The 16252-nt window shown below is 58.9% G+C and carries 18 protein-coding genes and 1 pseudogene; 11 read left to right on the top strand and 8 right to left on the bottom strand.

What is annotated here, in order from left to right; genetic code table 11:
- Positions 1–153: 153 nt before the first annotated feature.
- Genes AC1DM5_RS34120 through AC1DM5_RS34100 form a run of 5 tightly spaced genes read right to left on the bottom strand, consistent with a single transcriptional unit; the run spans position 154 to position 3488 of the window.
- Positions 154–552, bottom strand: a complete 399-nt coding sequence (locus AC1DM5_RS34120; protein WP_047558525.1) for a DoxX family protein — start codon at positions 550–552, stop codon at positions 154–156.
- A 47-nt stretch (positions 553–599) separates the two neighbouring features.
- Positions 600–1040, bottom strand: a complete 441-nt coding sequence (locus tag AC1DM5_RS34115) for an RbsD/FucU family protein (protein WP_477822618.1) — start codon at positions 1038–1040, stop codon at positions 600–602.
- Between the two features lie 9 nt (positions 1041–1049).
- On the bottom strand, positions 1050–1634 hold the full coding sequence (locus AC1DM5_RS34110; RefSeq protein ID WP_477822617.1) for a DUF1349 domain-containing protein: 585 nt from the start codon (positions 1632–1634) through the stop codon (positions 1050–1052).
- Positions 1631–2494, bottom strand: coding sequence for an amidohydrolase family protein (locus AC1DM5_RS34105; protein WP_477822616.1), 864 nt, complete (start codon positions 2492–2494; stop codon positions 1631–1633). The genes AC1DM5_RS34110 and AC1DM5_RS34105 overlap by 4 nt, the downstream gene beginning before the upstream one ends.
- Positions 2495–2501: 7 nt before the next feature.
- Positions 2502–3488 (bottom strand): aldo/keto reductase, encoded by a 987-nt coding sequence (locus AC1DM5_RS34100; protein ID WP_092575721.1) that lies wholly within the window; start codon positions 3486–3488, stop codon positions 2502–2504.
- A 159-nt stretch (positions 3489–3647) separates the two neighbouring features.
- Between AC1DM5_RS34100 and AC1DM5_RS34095 the strand changes: the two genes are divergently transcribed.
- From AC1DM5_RS34095 to AC1DM5_RS34070, 6 genes are read left to right on the top strand one after another with little or no spacing between them, the layout of a single operon-like run.
- Positions 3648–4568 (top strand): aminotransferase class IV, encoded by a 921-nt coding sequence (locus AC1DM5_RS34095; protein ID WP_439018971.1) that lies wholly within the window; start codon positions 3648–3650, stop codon positions 4566–4568.
- A gap of 11 nt (positions 4569–4579) precedes the next feature.
- Entirely contained in the window at positions 4580–5626 is a 1047-nt protein-coding gene (locus AC1DM5_RS34090) for an ABC transporter substrate-binding protein (protein WP_477822614.1), read from the top strand.
- Positions 5627–5661: 35 nt separating this feature from the next.
- Positions 5662–6744 carry an ABC transporter ATP-binding protein gene (locus AC1DM5_RS34085; RefSeq protein WP_477822613.1) on the top strand — a complete coding sequence of 361 codons (1083 nt, stop codon included), beginning with the start codon at positions 5662–5664 and terminating at the stop codon, positions 6742–6744.
- Between the two features lie 4 nt (positions 6745–6748).
- A complete protein-coding gene (locus AC1DM5_RS34080; protein WP_477822612.1) occupies positions 6749–7648 on the top strand; it encodes an ABC transporter permease in 900 nt (299 codons plus the stop codon).
- A complete protein-coding gene (locus tag AC1DM5_RS34075; protein WP_130663772.1) occupies positions 7645–8442 on the top strand; it encodes an ABC transporter permease in 798 nt (265 codons plus the stop codon). Before AC1DM5_RS34080 ends, AC1DM5_RS34075 begins: the two co-directional genes overlap by 4 nt.
- A 43-nt stretch (positions 8443–8485) precedes the next feature.
- Positions 8486–9145 carry a helix-turn-helix domain-containing protein gene (locus AC1DM5_RS34070; RefSeq protein WP_164021754.1) on the top strand — a complete coding sequence of 220 codons (660 nt, stop codon included), beginning with the start codon at positions 8486–8488 and terminating at the stop codon, positions 9143–9145.
- 10 nt (positions 9146–9155) lie between these two features.
- On the opposite strand, the gene AC1DM5_RS34065 is transcribed toward AC1DM5_RS34070, so the two are convergent.
- Positions 9156–10127, bottom strand: a complete 972-nt coding sequence (locus AC1DM5_RS34065) for a GntR family transcriptional regulator (RefSeq protein ID WP_130663770.1) — start codon at positions 10125–10127, stop codon at positions 9156–9158.
- Between the two features lie 17 nt (positions 10128–10144).
- The gene (locus AC1DM5_RS34060) at positions 10145–11674 is read right to left on the bottom strand and encodes a UxaA family hydrolase (RefSeq protein ID WP_477822611.1); all 1530 of its coding nucleotides are present in this window, start codon (positions 11672–11674) and stop codon (positions 10145–10147) included.
- Positions 11675–11781: 107 nt separating this feature from the next.
- Here AC1DM5_RS34060 and AC1DM5_RS34055 point away from each other — a divergent pair, with 107 nt between their 5' ends.
- From AC1DM5_RS34055 to AC1DM5_RS34035, 5 genes and pseudogenes are all read left to right on the top strand, one after another.
- Positions 11782–12705, top strand: a complete 924-nt coding sequence (locus AC1DM5_RS34055; protein WP_130663768.1) for a dihydrodipicolinate synthase family protein — start codon at positions 11782–11784, stop codon at positions 12703–12705.
- 12 nt (positions 12706–12717) lie between these two features.
- Positions 12718–13533: a shikimate dehydrogenase family protein gene (locus AC1DM5_RS34050; RefSeq protein WP_439018976.1), complete on the top strand. Its 816-nt coding sequence runs from the start codon at positions 12718–12720 to the stop codon at positions 13531–13533.
- 50 nt (positions 13534–13583) lie between these two features.
- Entirely contained in the window at positions 13584–14846 is a 1263-nt protein-coding gene (locus AC1DM5_RS34045) for a DegT/DnrJ/EryC1/StrS family aminotransferase (protein ID WP_477822610.1), read from the top strand.
- Entirely contained in the window at positions 14839–15348 is a 510-nt protein-coding gene (locus tag AC1DM5_RS34040) for a hypothetical protein (protein ID WP_419424964.1), read from the top strand. Before AC1DM5_RS34045 ends, AC1DM5_RS34040 begins: the two co-directional genes overlap by 8 nt.
- A 107-nt stretch (positions 15349–15455) precedes the next feature.
- Positions 15456–15662 (top strand): annotated as a pseudogene (locus AC1DM5_RS34035) (hypothetical protein); the annotation flags it as partial.
- An 85-nt stretch (positions 15663–15747) separates the two neighbouring features.
- Here the strand turns inward: AC1DM5_RS34035 and AC1DM5_RS34030 are convergent.
- Positions 15748–16252 (bottom strand): hypothetical protein (locus AC1DM5_RS34030; RefSeq protein WP_477976757.1); only part of this gene is annotated, 505 nt, incomplete at its 5' end.

Below are 16252 nucleotides of genomic sequence, written 5' to 3'. Positions count from 1 at the left end.
TCGCTCCCGGACGAACTGGGCTTCCTCGATATCGCCGATACTGATTGGCGCCACAAAACTCCCACGTTGCGGCAAGATGTCGATAAGTCCTGGCAAGACGGATCAATGCTTTGCGCACAGGTGTCCGGCTGACGCCCAACTGGCTTGGCTCAGTTAGCCGTTTGCGCGTTTAGACAGCATAGCGTCAAGACTTGCTGGGCCGCCGCCCGAAGTAGCAAAGTAAAGAAAAACAAAACTCCAACTGGCGGCGGTGTAACCGCCGTTTTCCGTGGGGAAAAAACTGACAGGAAGGTGCGCGGTGAAGTATGCGGCCGCCATGAGGCCGGAAAGAATGAAGGCGGATAGTCGGGTGAAGACCCCGATCAGGAAGCAAAGCCCAACGGTAAGTTCGATTAGGCCCGCAACCCATTCCGGTGAACCGAAAGCAGGCATGAACTCGCCAGCATGAAAATGAAATATTTTTGCGGTCCCGAAGGAGAAGACTATAAGTCCCATTACAATCCGAGTTATGCTTAATACTCCTGGTTGGAGGCCTGTGAGTTTTTTGATCATCAATAAATTACCTGCTGGAAAAGCTTAGTGCTGCTGATCATCAATGATCAGTTACCTGCCAGATTCACAGTCCCTTTTCGGATGATTACGTTGCCGTAAAACAGCGTCTCACCGGTGGCAATAATGGCGAAGGCTTCTTTCGCCCGCTCATAGAAGGCAAAGCGCTCAACGCGTGTAAGCTTGATGGCCGCGTCCGGAAGCGTGTCGAGCGCAGTCTGGATTGCCTCATGGGCCGGGACGATAGCATCGGGCTCGCCGATCACCTCCATTCCGACAACTGGGTCAGCTTCGGATTCGTCGACCGGCATGACAGAAAGCACGGCTTTGAGCATGCGAGGAAGGTCGGCGGCCTCCATGCAAATTAGGCGCTTGGCAAGGGTCTGGGCGGGAAAGCTTCCGTCAGCAATCACTATCTCGTCGCCGTGACCCATCGCGCGAAGCGCGTGGAGTATATCTGCATTCAGGATGGGGTCGATACCAATGAGCATGGTCAATCCTCAGGTCAGGTCGTGAAGGTCTTTGGTGATGGCAGGGCCGATCTCAAATTCCGAAAAGCGGATGTTTAGGCCGCTACGCTCTGGCGTGCAGGCGGTTGGGCCGACTTGGTAGGTATCCGCGATGGGGAAGGGAGCGAGGCGAAGCAGCGGCCAGAAGCTGCCATCGCGCGACGCCTGGACGCGCATCGCGCCCTTGGCAAGCGTGATACGAATGTAGAAGTCCTCAAGCTCTTTGAAGGGCTGCGACACCGACCAGTCCGACTTGCCGTCGGTAATGACCGTGCTAAGGAATAGCTCGCCATCGGTGAATTCGACGCCGGTCTTGACCCAGCGCTTTTCGTCGATCCGGACCATCAGGCCAGCCTGGTCGTAAAGCGTCCGGAACTCGCCCTGGATGCGGATCTTTGCCGTGAAACCGTCCGCCGAAGGGAAGCCCAGGAAATGGCCGCTGTCGCGAGTGAAACCGTAGTAGGTCTCGCGCCAGAAATCAGTCTTCTGGTCGGTTGTCATGGTCAGGCTAGTGTCAAGGGCCTGTGCGCTTGCAGGAGCGTTCAGCCATGTACCGTTTCTGAAATCGATGGTCATTTCGTTCCGTCCGTTGAAAGTTGATAAGCGTCGATTGCATTGCGCTCGAAGAAGCGATCGGCGACGCCAGGCCCCGTCGATGTCAGCCGGGAGGCAATGGCCTTGACCTCGGCATAGGAGGCGGCCAGCGTGGAAACCGGCCAGTCGGAGCCGAAGATCAGCCGGTCGGGGCCGAAGCAGTCGAGCGCGATCTGCATATAGGGATCGAAGTCCGCGGGCGCCGCGTGATGCCAGTCGGCCTCAGTCACGAGGCCGGAGACCTTGCACCAGACGTTGCCGTGTTCAGACAACTCCTTGAAGGCGGCATGCCAGAAGGTCGAGAAGCCCGACGCGATCGGCGGCTTGGCCATGTGGTCGAGAACGAAGCGTCCGTTCGGAAAATGACCGACGACATCTATGGCTGCGGGCAGCTCGCGCGCGCGTACCAGAAGATCGAAAGTGAGCCCTGCCTCGAAGACGGCGGCGATGCCCCGATGAACGGCCGGGCGGCGAAGCCAGTCGGCATCTGGTTCGTCATGGACATTGTGGCGGATGCCGACAAGACGCTTTCCGCCCGGACGCAACCGGAGCGCGGTTAGCTGCTCAGCGACATCCTCGGCCTGCAGATCCAACCAGCCAACGACACCTGCGACAAAGCTGTACTTGTCCGCTATCGCCAGGAAATCGCGCGTCTCTTCAAGATCGTGGCGGCATTGCACGAGAATGGTTGCATCGACGCCCGACGCGGCCATCAGCGGCATCAGCTCGGCGGGGCCGTAGTCGCGACGCAGCGGCTTCAACTCATCGCCTGCCATCCATGGATAGGTTCCCGTCGCGAGATTCCAGAAATGCTGGTGAGCGTCTATAACTCGGTTCGGCATCATCGGCTCACGCTGTCGGCGCTTCGGCGGCGATAAGGCACTCAGCCTTCAAGTCCTGCCAGAGCGCAGCTGGTATCGGCTGACGGAAATGGGTTGCGTTCTCCTCCATCTCCGTGGGGCTGCGGGCGCCTGTCAGGATGCTTGCAACGGCCGGATGGGCGAGCGGAAACTGGATCGCCGCCACCTTCAGCGGTACACCGTGGCTCAAGCAGACCGCCTCTAGCCGCAGCGCTCTGTCAATCAGCGATTGGTTCGCGTCCTGATAGTTGAACTTCGCGCCCGCTTTTGGATCAGCCAGCAATCCGCTGTTATAGACGCCGCCGATAACGACGGAGATGTTCTTCTCGACACAAAGCGGCAGGAAATCGGCAAGTGCTCCCTGTTCCAGCAGCGTGTAGCGGCCAGCAAGCAGGAAGCAGTCAAAATTGCCGTTGCGAGCGAATTCGGCGAGCATTTCGCTCTGATTCATGCCGGCGCCAACCGCGCCGATCGTGCCCTCGCTGCGCAATCTGTCGAGCGCCTTGTAGGCGCCGTCGATAGCCTGGGCGTAGTGATTATCCGGATCGTGAATATGAAGCACGTCAATGCGGTCGGCGCCGAGGCGCTTCAAGCTCTCTTCGATAGAGATCATCACGCCGTCATAGCTGAAATCGAAAACTGGGCGCTCCGGCGGCGTGCCCTTGTAATAAGCGTCTTCGCCCTCCGGTTTCTCGGGCAGGCGGAGCAGACGGCCGACCTTCGTGCAGAGCACATAGTCGTTGCGTGACTTGGTTTTGAGAAACGCGCCCAGGCGCTGTTCGGCCATACCATTTCCATATTGCGGCGCACTGTCGAAAAAGCGAACGCCGAGTTGCCAAGCCGTTTCCATTGTCTGTTCAGCGGACTTTTCGCTAGTCGCGGAATAGAGGCCTCCGATTGCCGTCGTGCCGAGACCGAGCGTGGTCGCCTCCAGCTTCGTGGTGCCAAGGCGGCGTTTCTCAAATTTTTCTTTCATGAAAATTCCATCCCGAAAAGCGCCGGAAATCAGCCTGCTTTTTAATTTTCATTGTCTTTCCTTTCTGTCAATAAATTTCTTCTGAGAAAATTAGCTTGCACATGTACGAAAATTTTGTCAGCTTCTAGATATCGGTTTCGAGCATAGAAGACCTCAGCCATGACTGCCGACTTCTCGAAAGGTGCTGCATTTTCTGACGGGAAATTCGTCCCGGCGGGTGAAGCTGCGATTTCAGTTCTCGACTGGGGCTTTACCCGCTCCGACGTGACCTATGACGTCGTCCATGTCCGCGACGGCGCGTTCTTTCGTCTGCAGGACCATCTCGACCGGTTCGAGCGTTCGCTGCAGGGACTGCGACTTTCGCCGTCTTATTCTATGGCCGAAATCGGCGAGATTGCCATGCAGTGCGTCGCGTTGTCGGGCCTGCGCAACTCCTATGTCGCAATGATCTGCACACGCGGCAAGCCGCGGATTTTCGGATCCCGTCGCCCGCAGGATTGCGACAACAAGCTGATCGTCTACGCGATCCCGTGGATCGACGTGATCCCGCTCGATGTGCAGGAAAGGGGAGCCCATCTGCATATTGCTTCTGTGCCGCGCATCGCGCCCGCATCGATCGATCCGACCATCAAGAACTACCATTGGGGCGATCTAACCCGCGGTCTCTTCGAAGCCCATGACGCCGGCGCGGACACGGCGGTGCTCCTCGATGCCGAGGGGTTCGTGACCGAGGGGCCGGGCTTCAACGTTTTCGTCGTCAAGGACGGCAAGGTGCTGACGCCGGATCGCGGAGTGCTCGAAGGCATTACCCGCCGTTCTGTGCTGGAACTATGCGAAATGCTCGGCATTCCAGCCCGCATCGCACCTTTGACCAGGGAAGATCTGGCATCGGCGGACGAAATGTTCTGCACGACGACTGCGGGCGGCGTGATGCCCGTATCGAGGATCGGCGACCACATCATGGGCAACGGCAGACCGGGCGGGGTCAGCCTCAGGCTCAAGTCGTCCTACTGGGAGCAGCATAAAGCCGGATGGCATCAGACACCGGTCGATTATTCAATCAAAACAACTTCGTTCTAAGGGGAACGTACATGAAAAGACGTGAATTTCTGACCACCACCGCCTCTCTCGCAGTCGGCGCGCTCGCAGCCCCGGCAATTGTCCGGCCCTCCTTTGCCGCCGGCAAGGAGTTACGCATGCTGACCTGGGAAGGTTATGCTGACGACCAATGGGTCAAGGCTTTCGAGAAAAAGACCGGCGCCAGCGTCAGCGTTAGCTACACCGGCAGCGTTGATGAAATCTTCGCGAAAATGACGGCGTCTGGAGGGGCGGATTTCGATGTAATCGCGATTGAGACCTCGTCTTATAAGCGCCTGACGCAGGAAAAGCTCATCCAGCCGCTCGATGAGTCAAAGCTGCCCAACTCCAAGAACCTTGCCGGCGCCTTCAAGAACGTTTCTGCCATCGTTATCGAGGGCAAGACCTACGCGGCACCGTTCGCGTGGGGCTCTATCCCGCTGATCTACAATGCCGATACGTTCCAGACCCCGCCAACCAGCTGGGAAGTGCTGTGGGACGAGAAATACAAGGGCCGCATCATCGTGATGGACGACGCCAATAATGCGATCGTGACCGCAGCGCTGACGCTCGGCATTCGCGATCCCTTCAACCTTACCGACGAACAGTTCGAGCAGGTCAAGCAGAAGCTGCTCAAGCAGAAGGCCAACATCGCCAGCTACTACGCCGGCTTCGACGATGGTGTCAGCATCTTCGCTCAGGGCGGCATCGACCTGATGATGTCGATGGGCGAGCCCCAGGCGCCGATGCTGAAGAAGCAGGGCGTCAATGTCGGTCTCGTTATTCCCAAGGAAGGCGCCATCGGCTGGATCGACTGCTGGGCGATCAGCTCCAAGGCTCGCGACGTCGATCTTGCGCATGCCTGGATCGATGCGATGCTTGACCCTGCCGTCGGCACCTATATCAGCACCAAGACCGGCTATGGCAACACTACCAACCAGGCCGTCAATATCGATGCGGGTCTCACCTATGCCGACAAGCTGGTCTTCCTGCAAGCACCGGAAGACTTCGCAAAGCGCATTGAGCTCTGGAACACGATCAAGGCGACCCCGGTACAGTAAGTATGACAGCGCAAAATTCAGTTACCGCGGGTCTGATGGTCGGGACACCAAATGTCATACAGCTCGTCGGCGTTACGAAGTCCTATAAGACTGTTGAAGTGCTCAAGCCAGTCGATCTCGATATCCGGGATGGTGAGTTCCTCACCATTCTCGGGCCCTCAGGCTCTGGCAAGACGACCATCCTGCGGATGATCGGTGGTTTCACACCCCCCTCGTCCGGCAGGATCTTACTACGCGGCACGGATATCGTCCACGTGCCGATCTACAAGCGGCCGTTCAACACGGTCTTCCAGGATTATGCGCTGTTTCCGCATATGACAGTGGCGCGCAATGTTGGCTACGGCCTGCGCATCCGCAAAACGCCGCAAGCCGAGATCAAGCGGCGCGTCGAGGCGGTGCTGGAGACCGTCAATCTCGCCGACAAGGCAGGTCGCTATCCGGCCGAGCTGTCGGGCGGCCAGCGCCAGCGTGTGGCGCTCGCGCGTGCCATCGTCTGCGAACCGCAGGTGATCCTGCTCGATGAACCGCTTGCGGCACTCGATGCCGAGCTTCGCCGTTCGATGCAGGAGTTTCTCAAGGACCTGCAGAGGCGCATCCGCACGACCTTCGTCTTCATCACCCATGACCAGGAAGAGGCGATTTCCATGTCTGACCGCATTGCGGTTATGGATCACGGTAATCTCGTGCAGGTTGGTACGCCGCAGGAGATCTATTACAAGCCGAAGAGCGAATTTGTCGCCAAGTTCTTCGGCGAGAACAACATTTTGCCCGCTAGCGCCAGTGGCTCTCCTCCTTTGGCCGTTATCGAGAGTCCGCTCGGCAAGCATTGGGCTCCGGCCGACCATCAGGGAGCGTTGCTGTTCGCGATCCGCCCAGAAAGTTTTCGCCTCCACGATGGCAGCGACCTGAGCGCCGACGAACGGATCGCCAAGGCGCGGCTGGATTCCGTAACCTTCCTCGGCGCGACCACGCAGCTTTCGCTCTCCGTCGGCGCGTCTGACGAACATCGGGTGAAAATCAGGATTCCGACCGCGCTATCGACGCAGAGCCTCGTGGCGGGCAGTGACGTCACGCTCCGCTGGTCGGAAACCGATGTCAGCTTCCTTCCGAAAGGGTGACGCCATGAGTATCGCCACGACGCCCTCCGGCATTGGGATCGCTGAAGCCGCCGCAAGGCCCAGGCGTGGTCTCGGCAAGCTCGTCGCAAGGCTTCTCGTCTATGGCTTGCCGACGGTGATGATTCTGCTGCCGCTCGTCTCGTTCCTCGCCTCAAGCTTTCTCGAACAAGACAACGGCAAGCCTACCGGCGGCCTGACATTCGCCAATTACGCCGCTTTCTTCACAAGCAGCAGCTATCTTTACGTCTTCTTCGGCACATTGAAGCTCGCCTTCACGGTGGCGCTGATATCCCTCTTCTTCGGGTATATCCTTTCCTACCTTATTTGGAGGCTGGAGGGTTCGCCGCGTTATCTGCTGCTTCTGCTCAGTGCTTTGCCGCTGGTCATGAACTATGTCGTGAAGATCTATGCCATGCGCAGCATCCTCGGCTTCAACGGATTTCTAAATACGATGCTGTTGTCGCTCGGCATCATCGAAGTGCCGAGCAGGCTTTTCATCTTCAACCAGACAGCCGTGATGCTGACGATGGCGGTGATCTACCTGCCCTTCGGCATCCTGCCGATCTTTTTGGCGCTGGAGCGTATTCCGCAATCGCTGATATCAGCGGCGGCCGATCTCGGTGCCAGGCCCGGCCAGACCTTCATGACGGTCGTCCTGCCGCTCAGCCTTCCCGGCTCGATCGCGGCCGCGCTCTTCGTCATGGTGATTGCGCTTGGCGATTATCTGACTCCTCAAATGGTGGGCGGCAGCGAAGGCTTCACCTTCGGTCGGGCCGTCTGGAGCCAGTTCGGCATGGCCTTCAACTGGCCGTTCGGTGCCGCACTTGCCGTCATGTTGCTGCTCGCCGTCGTGGCGCTGATTGCGCTTGCTTCCCTTATCTCACGCACAGCGAGGGTCAGATGAGCTTGCCAGAACGCATCACGGTCACCCTCCTCTGGATCATCGGCACCATCACTTTCGCCGTTCTTTACGCGCCGGCTGCCATCGTGATCCTCCTCTCTTTCGTCGGCGTGAAGGACCGGAAGCTCGACTGGTCGGATCTTTCGCTGCAATGGTACGGCAAGTTTGCCAGCAACAGCCAGCTCATCGACGCGCTCTCGAATTCCCTAATCGTCGGCGTTTGCGCAGTGGTGATCGCGAGCACAATTTCCGTCGGCCTTGCCTATTACATGAAGACGGGCGCGCGTGCGGGCCGCTCCTACGTCGAGTTCGTGATCTTCCTGCCCTTCGTGCTGCCCGCGATCATCACCGGCATCTCGCTGCTCATCGCCTTTCGCCAGGTCGGCATCGAGCGGAGCCTGATCACGGTAACGGCAGGTCACGTTGTTCTGATTCTGGCGGTCATATACCGGATGGTCACGATCAGGCTCGACGCGCTTGAAAATTCGCAGATCGAAGCCTCCCTCGATCTCGGGGCAAACAGCTGGGAAACCTTTGTACATGTCGTGTTCCCCCAACTGCGCTCGGCCTTGCTTACCAGTTCGCTACTTGCATTTGCCCTCTCATTCGACGAAACATTGGTAACGTTTTTTCTCGTCGGAGGTGAAACAACGCTCCCGATGCGATTGTGGGCAATGATGCGAACGGGCTTCACCCCGGAAATAAATGCACTTGTTTCAGTAGTGCTTTGTGTGACGCTTTTGTTCGCGGCCCTGGCTGCCATGTCTCTGCGCGAGAGCATCGAGCGGAAGTCATGACGTCGACAAAATGCACCGACCAGATTGGAAAACACGGCACGATATGAATGAAAAGGTAAAAAACCTCGGAAAGCTGCTGAAGGACCGGCGCTCCTATCACGGATGGACGCTTGCGGAAGTCAGCTCGATGACAGGAATTGCGACCTCCACCCTCTCGAAGGTTGAGAATGGTCACATCTCGCCGAACTTCGATACGATCCTCAAGCTCTCGCATGGGCTCGGCGTCGAAATCGGCGACCTATTGAACTCGTCGCCCAACGAGCCGACGCCGCCGCTCGTCGTGGCGCGCCGCAGCATCAACCGCAATCTCGTCGGCCAGCAGCTCGAACGGCAGTACTACCGCTACAGTTATCTCTCTTCCGACGTCGCCCACAAGCGCATCATCCCGATTCATATCGAGGTGCGGGCGCTGACGCCGGAGCAGATGGGACCGCTGACCTCGCATGTCGGCGAGGAGTTCATTCTCGTCCTCAGCGGCAAGATCAGGCTCTTCAGCGAGTATTATGAGCCGACCGATTTGGAAGAGGGCGACAGCGTTTATCTCGATAGCACCATGAAGCACGGATATATGTCTCTGCAGCCGCCGAGTAGTTCCATGATGGTCTGCTGCTCCAGCGCAACGCCGAACCTCGCCCAGACACTGCGGGAAGTGATCAAGGAGCAGATCATCTCCGAGCAGCAGGCCAAGGGGAGAAGCAATTAGCTCTCTTCGGTCAATCGAGCACATAGGATATCGGAGTGACATTTGAGATGGCGAGATAGGCCTGCAGGCGTTCGCTCGCCTTGTTGCCGGAGGCTTCGAGATGGTCGGTCAGCGCCTTCCGTGCGAGCGGATAGTCGTGCGCGGCGATCGCGTCCATGATGTCGAGATGTTCGTCCATGAAGGCGTCGATCGGCAGCGTGCCGCGCACGGCGCGCTGGATATGCTTGCCGGCGACGAGCACGCAGCGCGTGCGTTTTAGTGCTTCCAGTATCTCTCCATTGGCGCTGAATTTCAGCGTCGCGACGTGCAGGTCTTCTTCCAGCGCATCGAGTTCGGCACTGGCTATATCGGGAAACTTACCCGACACGGTGGTGAGCCGCTGCCGCATGGCGGCAAGTGTCGTTGCAGGGATATTCTGCATGGCGGTTTTCAGCGCCGCCGGCTCCAGCAACAGGCGCACCTCGTAGAGATCGCGGAAACGGTCCTCGTCGAGCGGGTTGATCCACCAGCGCGATTTGTCGTCGCGCACGACGATGCCGTTCTTGGCTGCGTGGTTGAGAATATCGCCGGCGACAGTGCGCCCGACATTATAATGACGCGCCAGCGCCAGTTCGTTGATGCGGAAGCTGCCGAAGACGGCGCGCAAGATCACCGTATTTTCGAAGTCGTAATAGAAGCTCTGCCAGGCAAACGTCTTCGGGCTGGCGCTTGCCTCCTCCTCAAGGTCCAGCATGTCGGGCGAGATCTTCAGGCGGAGCGGCTCGCCTTCTCGTCCGGCCAGCACGCCGCGCCCGTCGAAGCGCCGCACCAGCCCCTCGGTCTCAAGCGTCGCCAGCGCCTGCTTGACCGGCGAGCGGCTGGAATCGAAGAGGGTCGCGATCGGCCCTTCCAGAAGCACGGTGCCCTCCGGAATGGTCTTCGACGTCACGGCTTTGCGCAGCGCATTGGCGATGGCTTCGTAGGCGAGGGTACGGTGCGCCATAAAATCCTTTTCCGGTCTCAGGTCACCGCGCCTATTTGCCAAGGCACGAATTCGAAGTCACCATAATTGTAGCCTTCGCTGAGTGTGCGCTCGCCGGATGCGATGGCGATGATGTGCTCGAAAATGCGCTCGCCCGCCGCCTGGATGCTGTCACTGCCGTCGATGATGCCGCCGCAATTGATGTCCATGTCCTCGCTCATGTGCTCGTACATCTCGCTGTTGGTGGCAACCTTGATGCAGGGGGCGGGCTTGAAGCCGGAGACGGAGCCGCGGCCGGTCGTAAAGACGATCAGATTGCAGCCGCCGGCGACCTGGCCAGTCACTGCGACAGGATCATAGCCGGGCGTATCCATGAAGACGAAGCCGGAAGCGTCGATCGGCTGGGCATATTCATAGACTTCCATTAGCGGCATGGACCCGCCCTTGGCGACCGCCCCCAGGGATTTCTCAAGGATGGTAGTGAGGCCGCCTTCCTTGTTGCCATGCGAGGGATTGTTGTTGAGCTCGGCGCCGTTCTTGGCGGTATAGTCCCGCCACCAGTCGATACGCGCCATCAGCTTCTCGGCGATGGCGGGTGTGGCCGCACGCCGGGTCAGTAGATGTTCCGCTCCATAGATTTCAGGGGTCTCGCTCAGCACCGCCGTGCCGCCGTTCTTGACCACGAGATCGGCCGCATAACCGAGTGCGGGGTTGGCGGTAATGCCGGAATAGCCGTCGGAGCCGCCGCATTGCAGCGCCACCTTCAGTCCGGAGAGCGGTTGTTCGGTGCGCTTGACGGCATCGATCTCCGGCAGCAGTTCCTGGATGATCGAGACGGCTTCCTCGATCGTCTTGCGCGTGCCGCCCATCCTCTGGATGGTCATGGTGCGCAGAAGTGGGCCTTCCTCGAGCTCGAAAGCCTTGACGAGATGGCTGATCTGGTTGGTCTCGCAGCCGAGCCCGATCATCAGGATCGCCGCGAAATTCGGATTGCGCGCATAGCCGTTCAGCGTGCGGCGCAGATAGGTATAGCCCTCGGTATTGGTGGGGATCGCGCAGCCCGTGCCATGCGTCAACGCCACCACGCCATCGACATTGGCGTAATTGCCGAAGCCGTTGGTCTTGAAATAGTCGGCGACCGCCTTGGCGACCGTTGCCGAACAGTTCACAGAGGTGATGATGCCGACATAGTTGCGCGTGCCGACAAGGCCCGACGGACGGAGATAGCCCTTGAAGGTCCGCCGCTCGCCTTCGGGGAGCAGCGGCGTCGGGCCGCCCTCGACGGCGAATTCGTGCGAGACGGCGCTGTCGAGCATGGCGAGGTTCTGCAGGTGCACATGCTCGCCGGCCGCGATTTCGCGGCTCGCCCGGCCGATCACCTGCCCGTATTTCAGCACCATGTCGCCTTCGGCAATCGGCCGCACGGCGATCTTGTGGCCGCTCGGAACATCGCTCAGCGTCACCACCTCCCCGACATTCTCACCCTCGGCGATCGGGCGCGTGGACACGACCACATTGTCCGTCTCGTGCAGGCGGATGACTGAGGGACCGGATTGATGCGCGGGCATCGACATCTCCTAAAAATGACCATTGCGTGCAAAAATCATTCGTGATACGCCTTCAGAAGTCAAGTGAAGACTTGCGTTACACGAAATTTTGCGGGGCATTTTACAAGATGGCGAGTGATCGACCCTATTCCGGGCTTTTCCCGGTGGCACCGACGCCTTTCACCGAAACGGGAGATATCGATTTCGACGGCCAGCGCCGCGTGCTCGACTGCATGATCGACCAGGCCGTCGACGGTATCTGTATTCTGGCCAACTACTCCGAACAGTTCCTGCTGTTGGACGAGGAGCGCCGCCAACTGACCGAGCTGAGCCTTGCCCATGTCGCCGGCCGCGTTCCCGTCATGGTCACCTGCAGCCACTTCAGCACGCAGATCGCCGCAGCCCGTGCCCGCCACGCCTCCGAGCACGGCGCCAGACTGATCATGCTGATGCCGCCCTATCACGGCGCGGGCATCAAGCTCGAGGAGACTTCGATCCGGGAGCACTTCGCCCGCGTCGCCGAGGCTGCCGGCATCCCGATCATGATCCAGGATGCTCCGCTGAGCGGCGTCACGCTTTCGGCCGATTTCATGGTGCGCATCGCCCGCGATCTGCCGCTGGTCCGCTATTTCAAAATTGAGGTTGCAGGCACCGCAGCCAAGTTGCGCAAGCTCATTGACCTTGGCGGCGAGGCGATCGAAGGCCCGTTCGATGGCGAAGAGGCGATCACGCTGATGGCCGATCTCGATGCCGGCGCCACCGGCGTCATGTCGAGTGCCATGCTGCCGGATCTGATCCGCCCGGTCATCGAGCATCACAAGGCGGGCGATCGCCAGCAGGCGGCAAAGGCCTACGAGCATATCTTGCCACTGATCAATTACGAGAACCGGCAATGCGGGCTCAGGGCCGCCAAGACGGTCATGATGGAAGGCGGCGTCATCAAGTCCGATCATGTCCGCCATCCGCTTGAGCCGCTGCATCCGGCGACACGCGCGGGGCTGTTGGAGCTTGCGCAGGGCGTCAATCCGCTGGCGCTCTCCTGGGGCAAGTGAGGACTCAACACTATGTCAATCATTGAAGACCCCAAGATCCTTGAAATTACCGGGCGCACCCGGGTCCTCGGGATTCTCGCGCATCCGACTGAACATGTGAAAGCCCCTCCCGGCATCAACCGGATTGCCATGATGCGCGGCAGGGATGCCGTGATGGTGCCGCTGAATGTGGCGCCCGCCGATCTCGAAAGCTTCGTTGCCAGCCTGCGTGTTCTGAAAAGCTTCGACGGCGCCATCGTTACCGTTCCGCACAAGCAGGCGATCATCCGGCTCTGCGACGAGGTGAGCCCGCAGGCGCTTGCCGTCGGCGCTGCCAATGTGCTGCGCCGCAAGCCTGATGGCCGCCTGATCGGCGACCAGCTTGACGGCATAGGTTTCGTCGAGGGCCTCGGCGATCAGGATATCGCGGTGAGCGGCCGCAGCGTCTATCTGGTCGGAGCAGGGGGAGCCGCCAACGCGATCGCTTTCGCCCTCGCAGAAGCAGGCATCACGAGATTGACGCTCGCCAACCGCACGGTGGAAAAGATCGAGACTCTTGCCGCAAAACTTAAGGGTGCCTATCCGGCACTCGATGTGGCGATCGGCACCGCCGATCCGCGCGGCCACGACCTCGTCATCAATGGCACTACGCTCGGCATGAATGCTACGGATCCGCTACCACTCGACGCATCGCTGCTCGAACAGGGCATGACGGTTGCCGAAGTCATTATGGAGCCGGAGATCACGCCGTTGCTGCAGGCTGCCCGCGAGACCGGATGCCGTATACATTTGGGCCGCCACATGCTCGACCACCAGCTTCAGCTGATGGCCAATTTTCTCGGTCTCTGACCACCTCGGCCGCTTCGCGCGGCCTCAATTCTTATTTTCGGAGAGATGACATGCAGGATCTGGCAATCAATGGCGGACCGCGCGCAATCGACGGCGCGCTGCCGAGCTTTCGCGATGCGTCCGGCCGCACCTTCGGCCAGGAAGAGCTGGAAGCGCTGACCGAGGTCATCAAGTCGGGGCGCCTGTCGTTCCTGACGGGAACGAAGACGGCGGAATTCGAGCGCGCCTTCGCGGAAAAATACGGCGTCAAACATGCCGTCGCCGTAGCCAATGGCACGGCTGCGCTGCACACTGCCGTCATCTACGTCAATCCGGAGCCGGGCGATGAGATCATCCTGTCGCCAGTCACCGATGTCGGCACCGTCATTCCGGTGGTCGCCCAGCTGGCGATCCCGGTCTTTGCCGATGTTGATCCGGTTACCCAGAATATCGATCCGGCCTCGATCGAGGCCAACATCACGCCGCGCACCCGTGCCATCATGGTCACCCATGTCTATGGACACCCGGCCGACATGGACGCGATCATGGCGATTGCGAAAAAGCATAATCTTGTCGTCATCGAGGACTGCGCCCAGGCCCATCTCGCCTATTACAAGGGCAAGCTCTGCGGCACGTTCGGCGATGTCGCCTGCTTTTCTTTCCAGCAGTCCAAGCACATGACGACGGGCGATGGCGGCATGGTCATCACCAATGAGGACGGCAAGTTTGGCCGCGGCCTTCGCCATTGCTCCGACAAGGGCTGGCCGCGCGAGCGCGGCGGGCGCAATCACCTTTTCCTGGCGCCAAACTATCACATGACCGAATTGCAGGCGGCGGTCGGCCTGGAACAGCTGAAGAAGCTCGAACAGTTCGTCGGGGCGCGTGTTTCCTCCGCCGACCGGCTTACCGAGCTTCTGGCCGGCATCGATGTGCGACCGGTTCTGCCGCTCGAAGGCACCGTCGGCGTCTATTTCTTCTACTCGTTCCGTCTCGATCCCACAAAGCTCTCCGCCCCCGTCACCGAGGTGATGAAGGCGCTCGCGGCCGAAGGTATCGACGGTTTCATCGGCTATCCCGGCCAGATCCCGCTCTACCGCTACCCCGTCATCCGCGAGCACAAGACCTTCGGCGACTCCGGCTGGCCATTCACGCTCGAAGGAGTGCGCAAGATCGATTACGACAGCAGTCTCTGCCCCGAGGCCGAGCTTGCCTGCAAGGAAACGATCTGCATGTGGTGGACCGATCGCTTGGAGGAGCGCCATCTCTTGCAAATCGCGTCGGCGATTGAAAAGGTAATCACCCACTATTCCGCACGGACGTACGGCCGTGGCTAATCCCTTGAACCTAACCTTCGCATTGATGATGGCTGGATTGGCGGGGTGTTCGACAACGTCGACAGGAAAGGACGTTGCTGCGCGTTTTGTTGGCATGACGAGCGCGCACGCCATAGCTACCTTCGGCGCACCTGACACTGTGATAAAAATCGGCGACAGGCAAACGTTGCGCTGGGTTATTCAAAAGAGGGAATTGTACGCCGGTCCGAGCAACAAGAAGGAAGTGTTCAAGGATCAGGATGGCGTCCATGTCAGCGAGACAATGGGAATGAAGCTGAAGACTCGGTTTAGCATTTGCATGCTCACCATGCATGCAAGCGGTCCAGAAATGGTCATTCAATCCGTTGAGACATCCGGCGATATTGGCGCTTGCGAGGAGAGATGGAGCCCAGACGGTCACGCGTTCTTGACCGAAACCCCTCACGACCAACGATGGCCAGCATCTAGAGCGATTGCACTTAAACTGGCCGGACACACGACGGAATTTAACCGCATTCTCTGACCAAAGAAAAATCACGTTCGTCCGAGAGATGTCCACACACAGTTTTTTATGGGGCAAATGGATGCCCGCGAACGATGGATGCATTTAAGAACGCGTCGTGGCCTGCACTCAGGCGATCGATCAAATTGGAGGAGATCTACCTCCACGCCAACAAAACCATGATCGAGGCACGCTCTGGCCTCGGCCGATACGTGACGTTTCGCAACAGCCGACGCCCGCATTCATTCCTGGCCAGCCAGACGCCGGATCAGGCCTACGTTACCGCGCTGGCACCAATGATGGTGGCTGCAGAATCGAGGCGGAAATCCACTTAGCAAAAAGCCCGAAACAGTTCAGACAAACGAGCCACCTCTCTCCGTGGAGCCGGTTTTGGTTAGGTGCGGAATAATTTGGTATAGTTTATTTTTCTGGTTTGTTAGGCACAGGCAAGATGACCCCGCAATCGACACCGATTTGGCGATAGGTGAATGTCGTCGATGGTAGCCGGGCGATAAGGGCGTTCCCTCCAACGTTTCCAACGCGAAATGCCACAGTTTGAAAGCCGGGAATAGTTGATTGGCGATCAATTCCAGCCGAATTTACATCGGTATCGAGACATATTATCTTTGATATCAGTCGGCTTTGTGCGCTTGACGCGAACGCGATGACCAGGTCGCAGTAATCTGTTTCGTTCGAGACGAAAATCGCTGCCGTTTTATCCAAATCAACATCAAGATAGGATCTGAGCTGCGTATTATGAAAATGGAAGTGGCGTAAACTCGGGTTAGCTTTCAGCAACCTATAACGGCGCACGGCGTGCTCGTTGTGCTCTTTGCCATTCAGAAAGTATACATTGCCTGGCAATGATTTTGAGAGCGATGTTGCCAGTGCATTTATCTGCATATCTGCTCTTTCATAAACAAAC

The organism is Rhizobium sp. 01T437 (assembly GCF_056398505.1).
The sequence above is the reverse complement of the archived record's forward strand: the minus strand, read 5'-3'. Positions and strand labels throughout refer to the sequence as shown.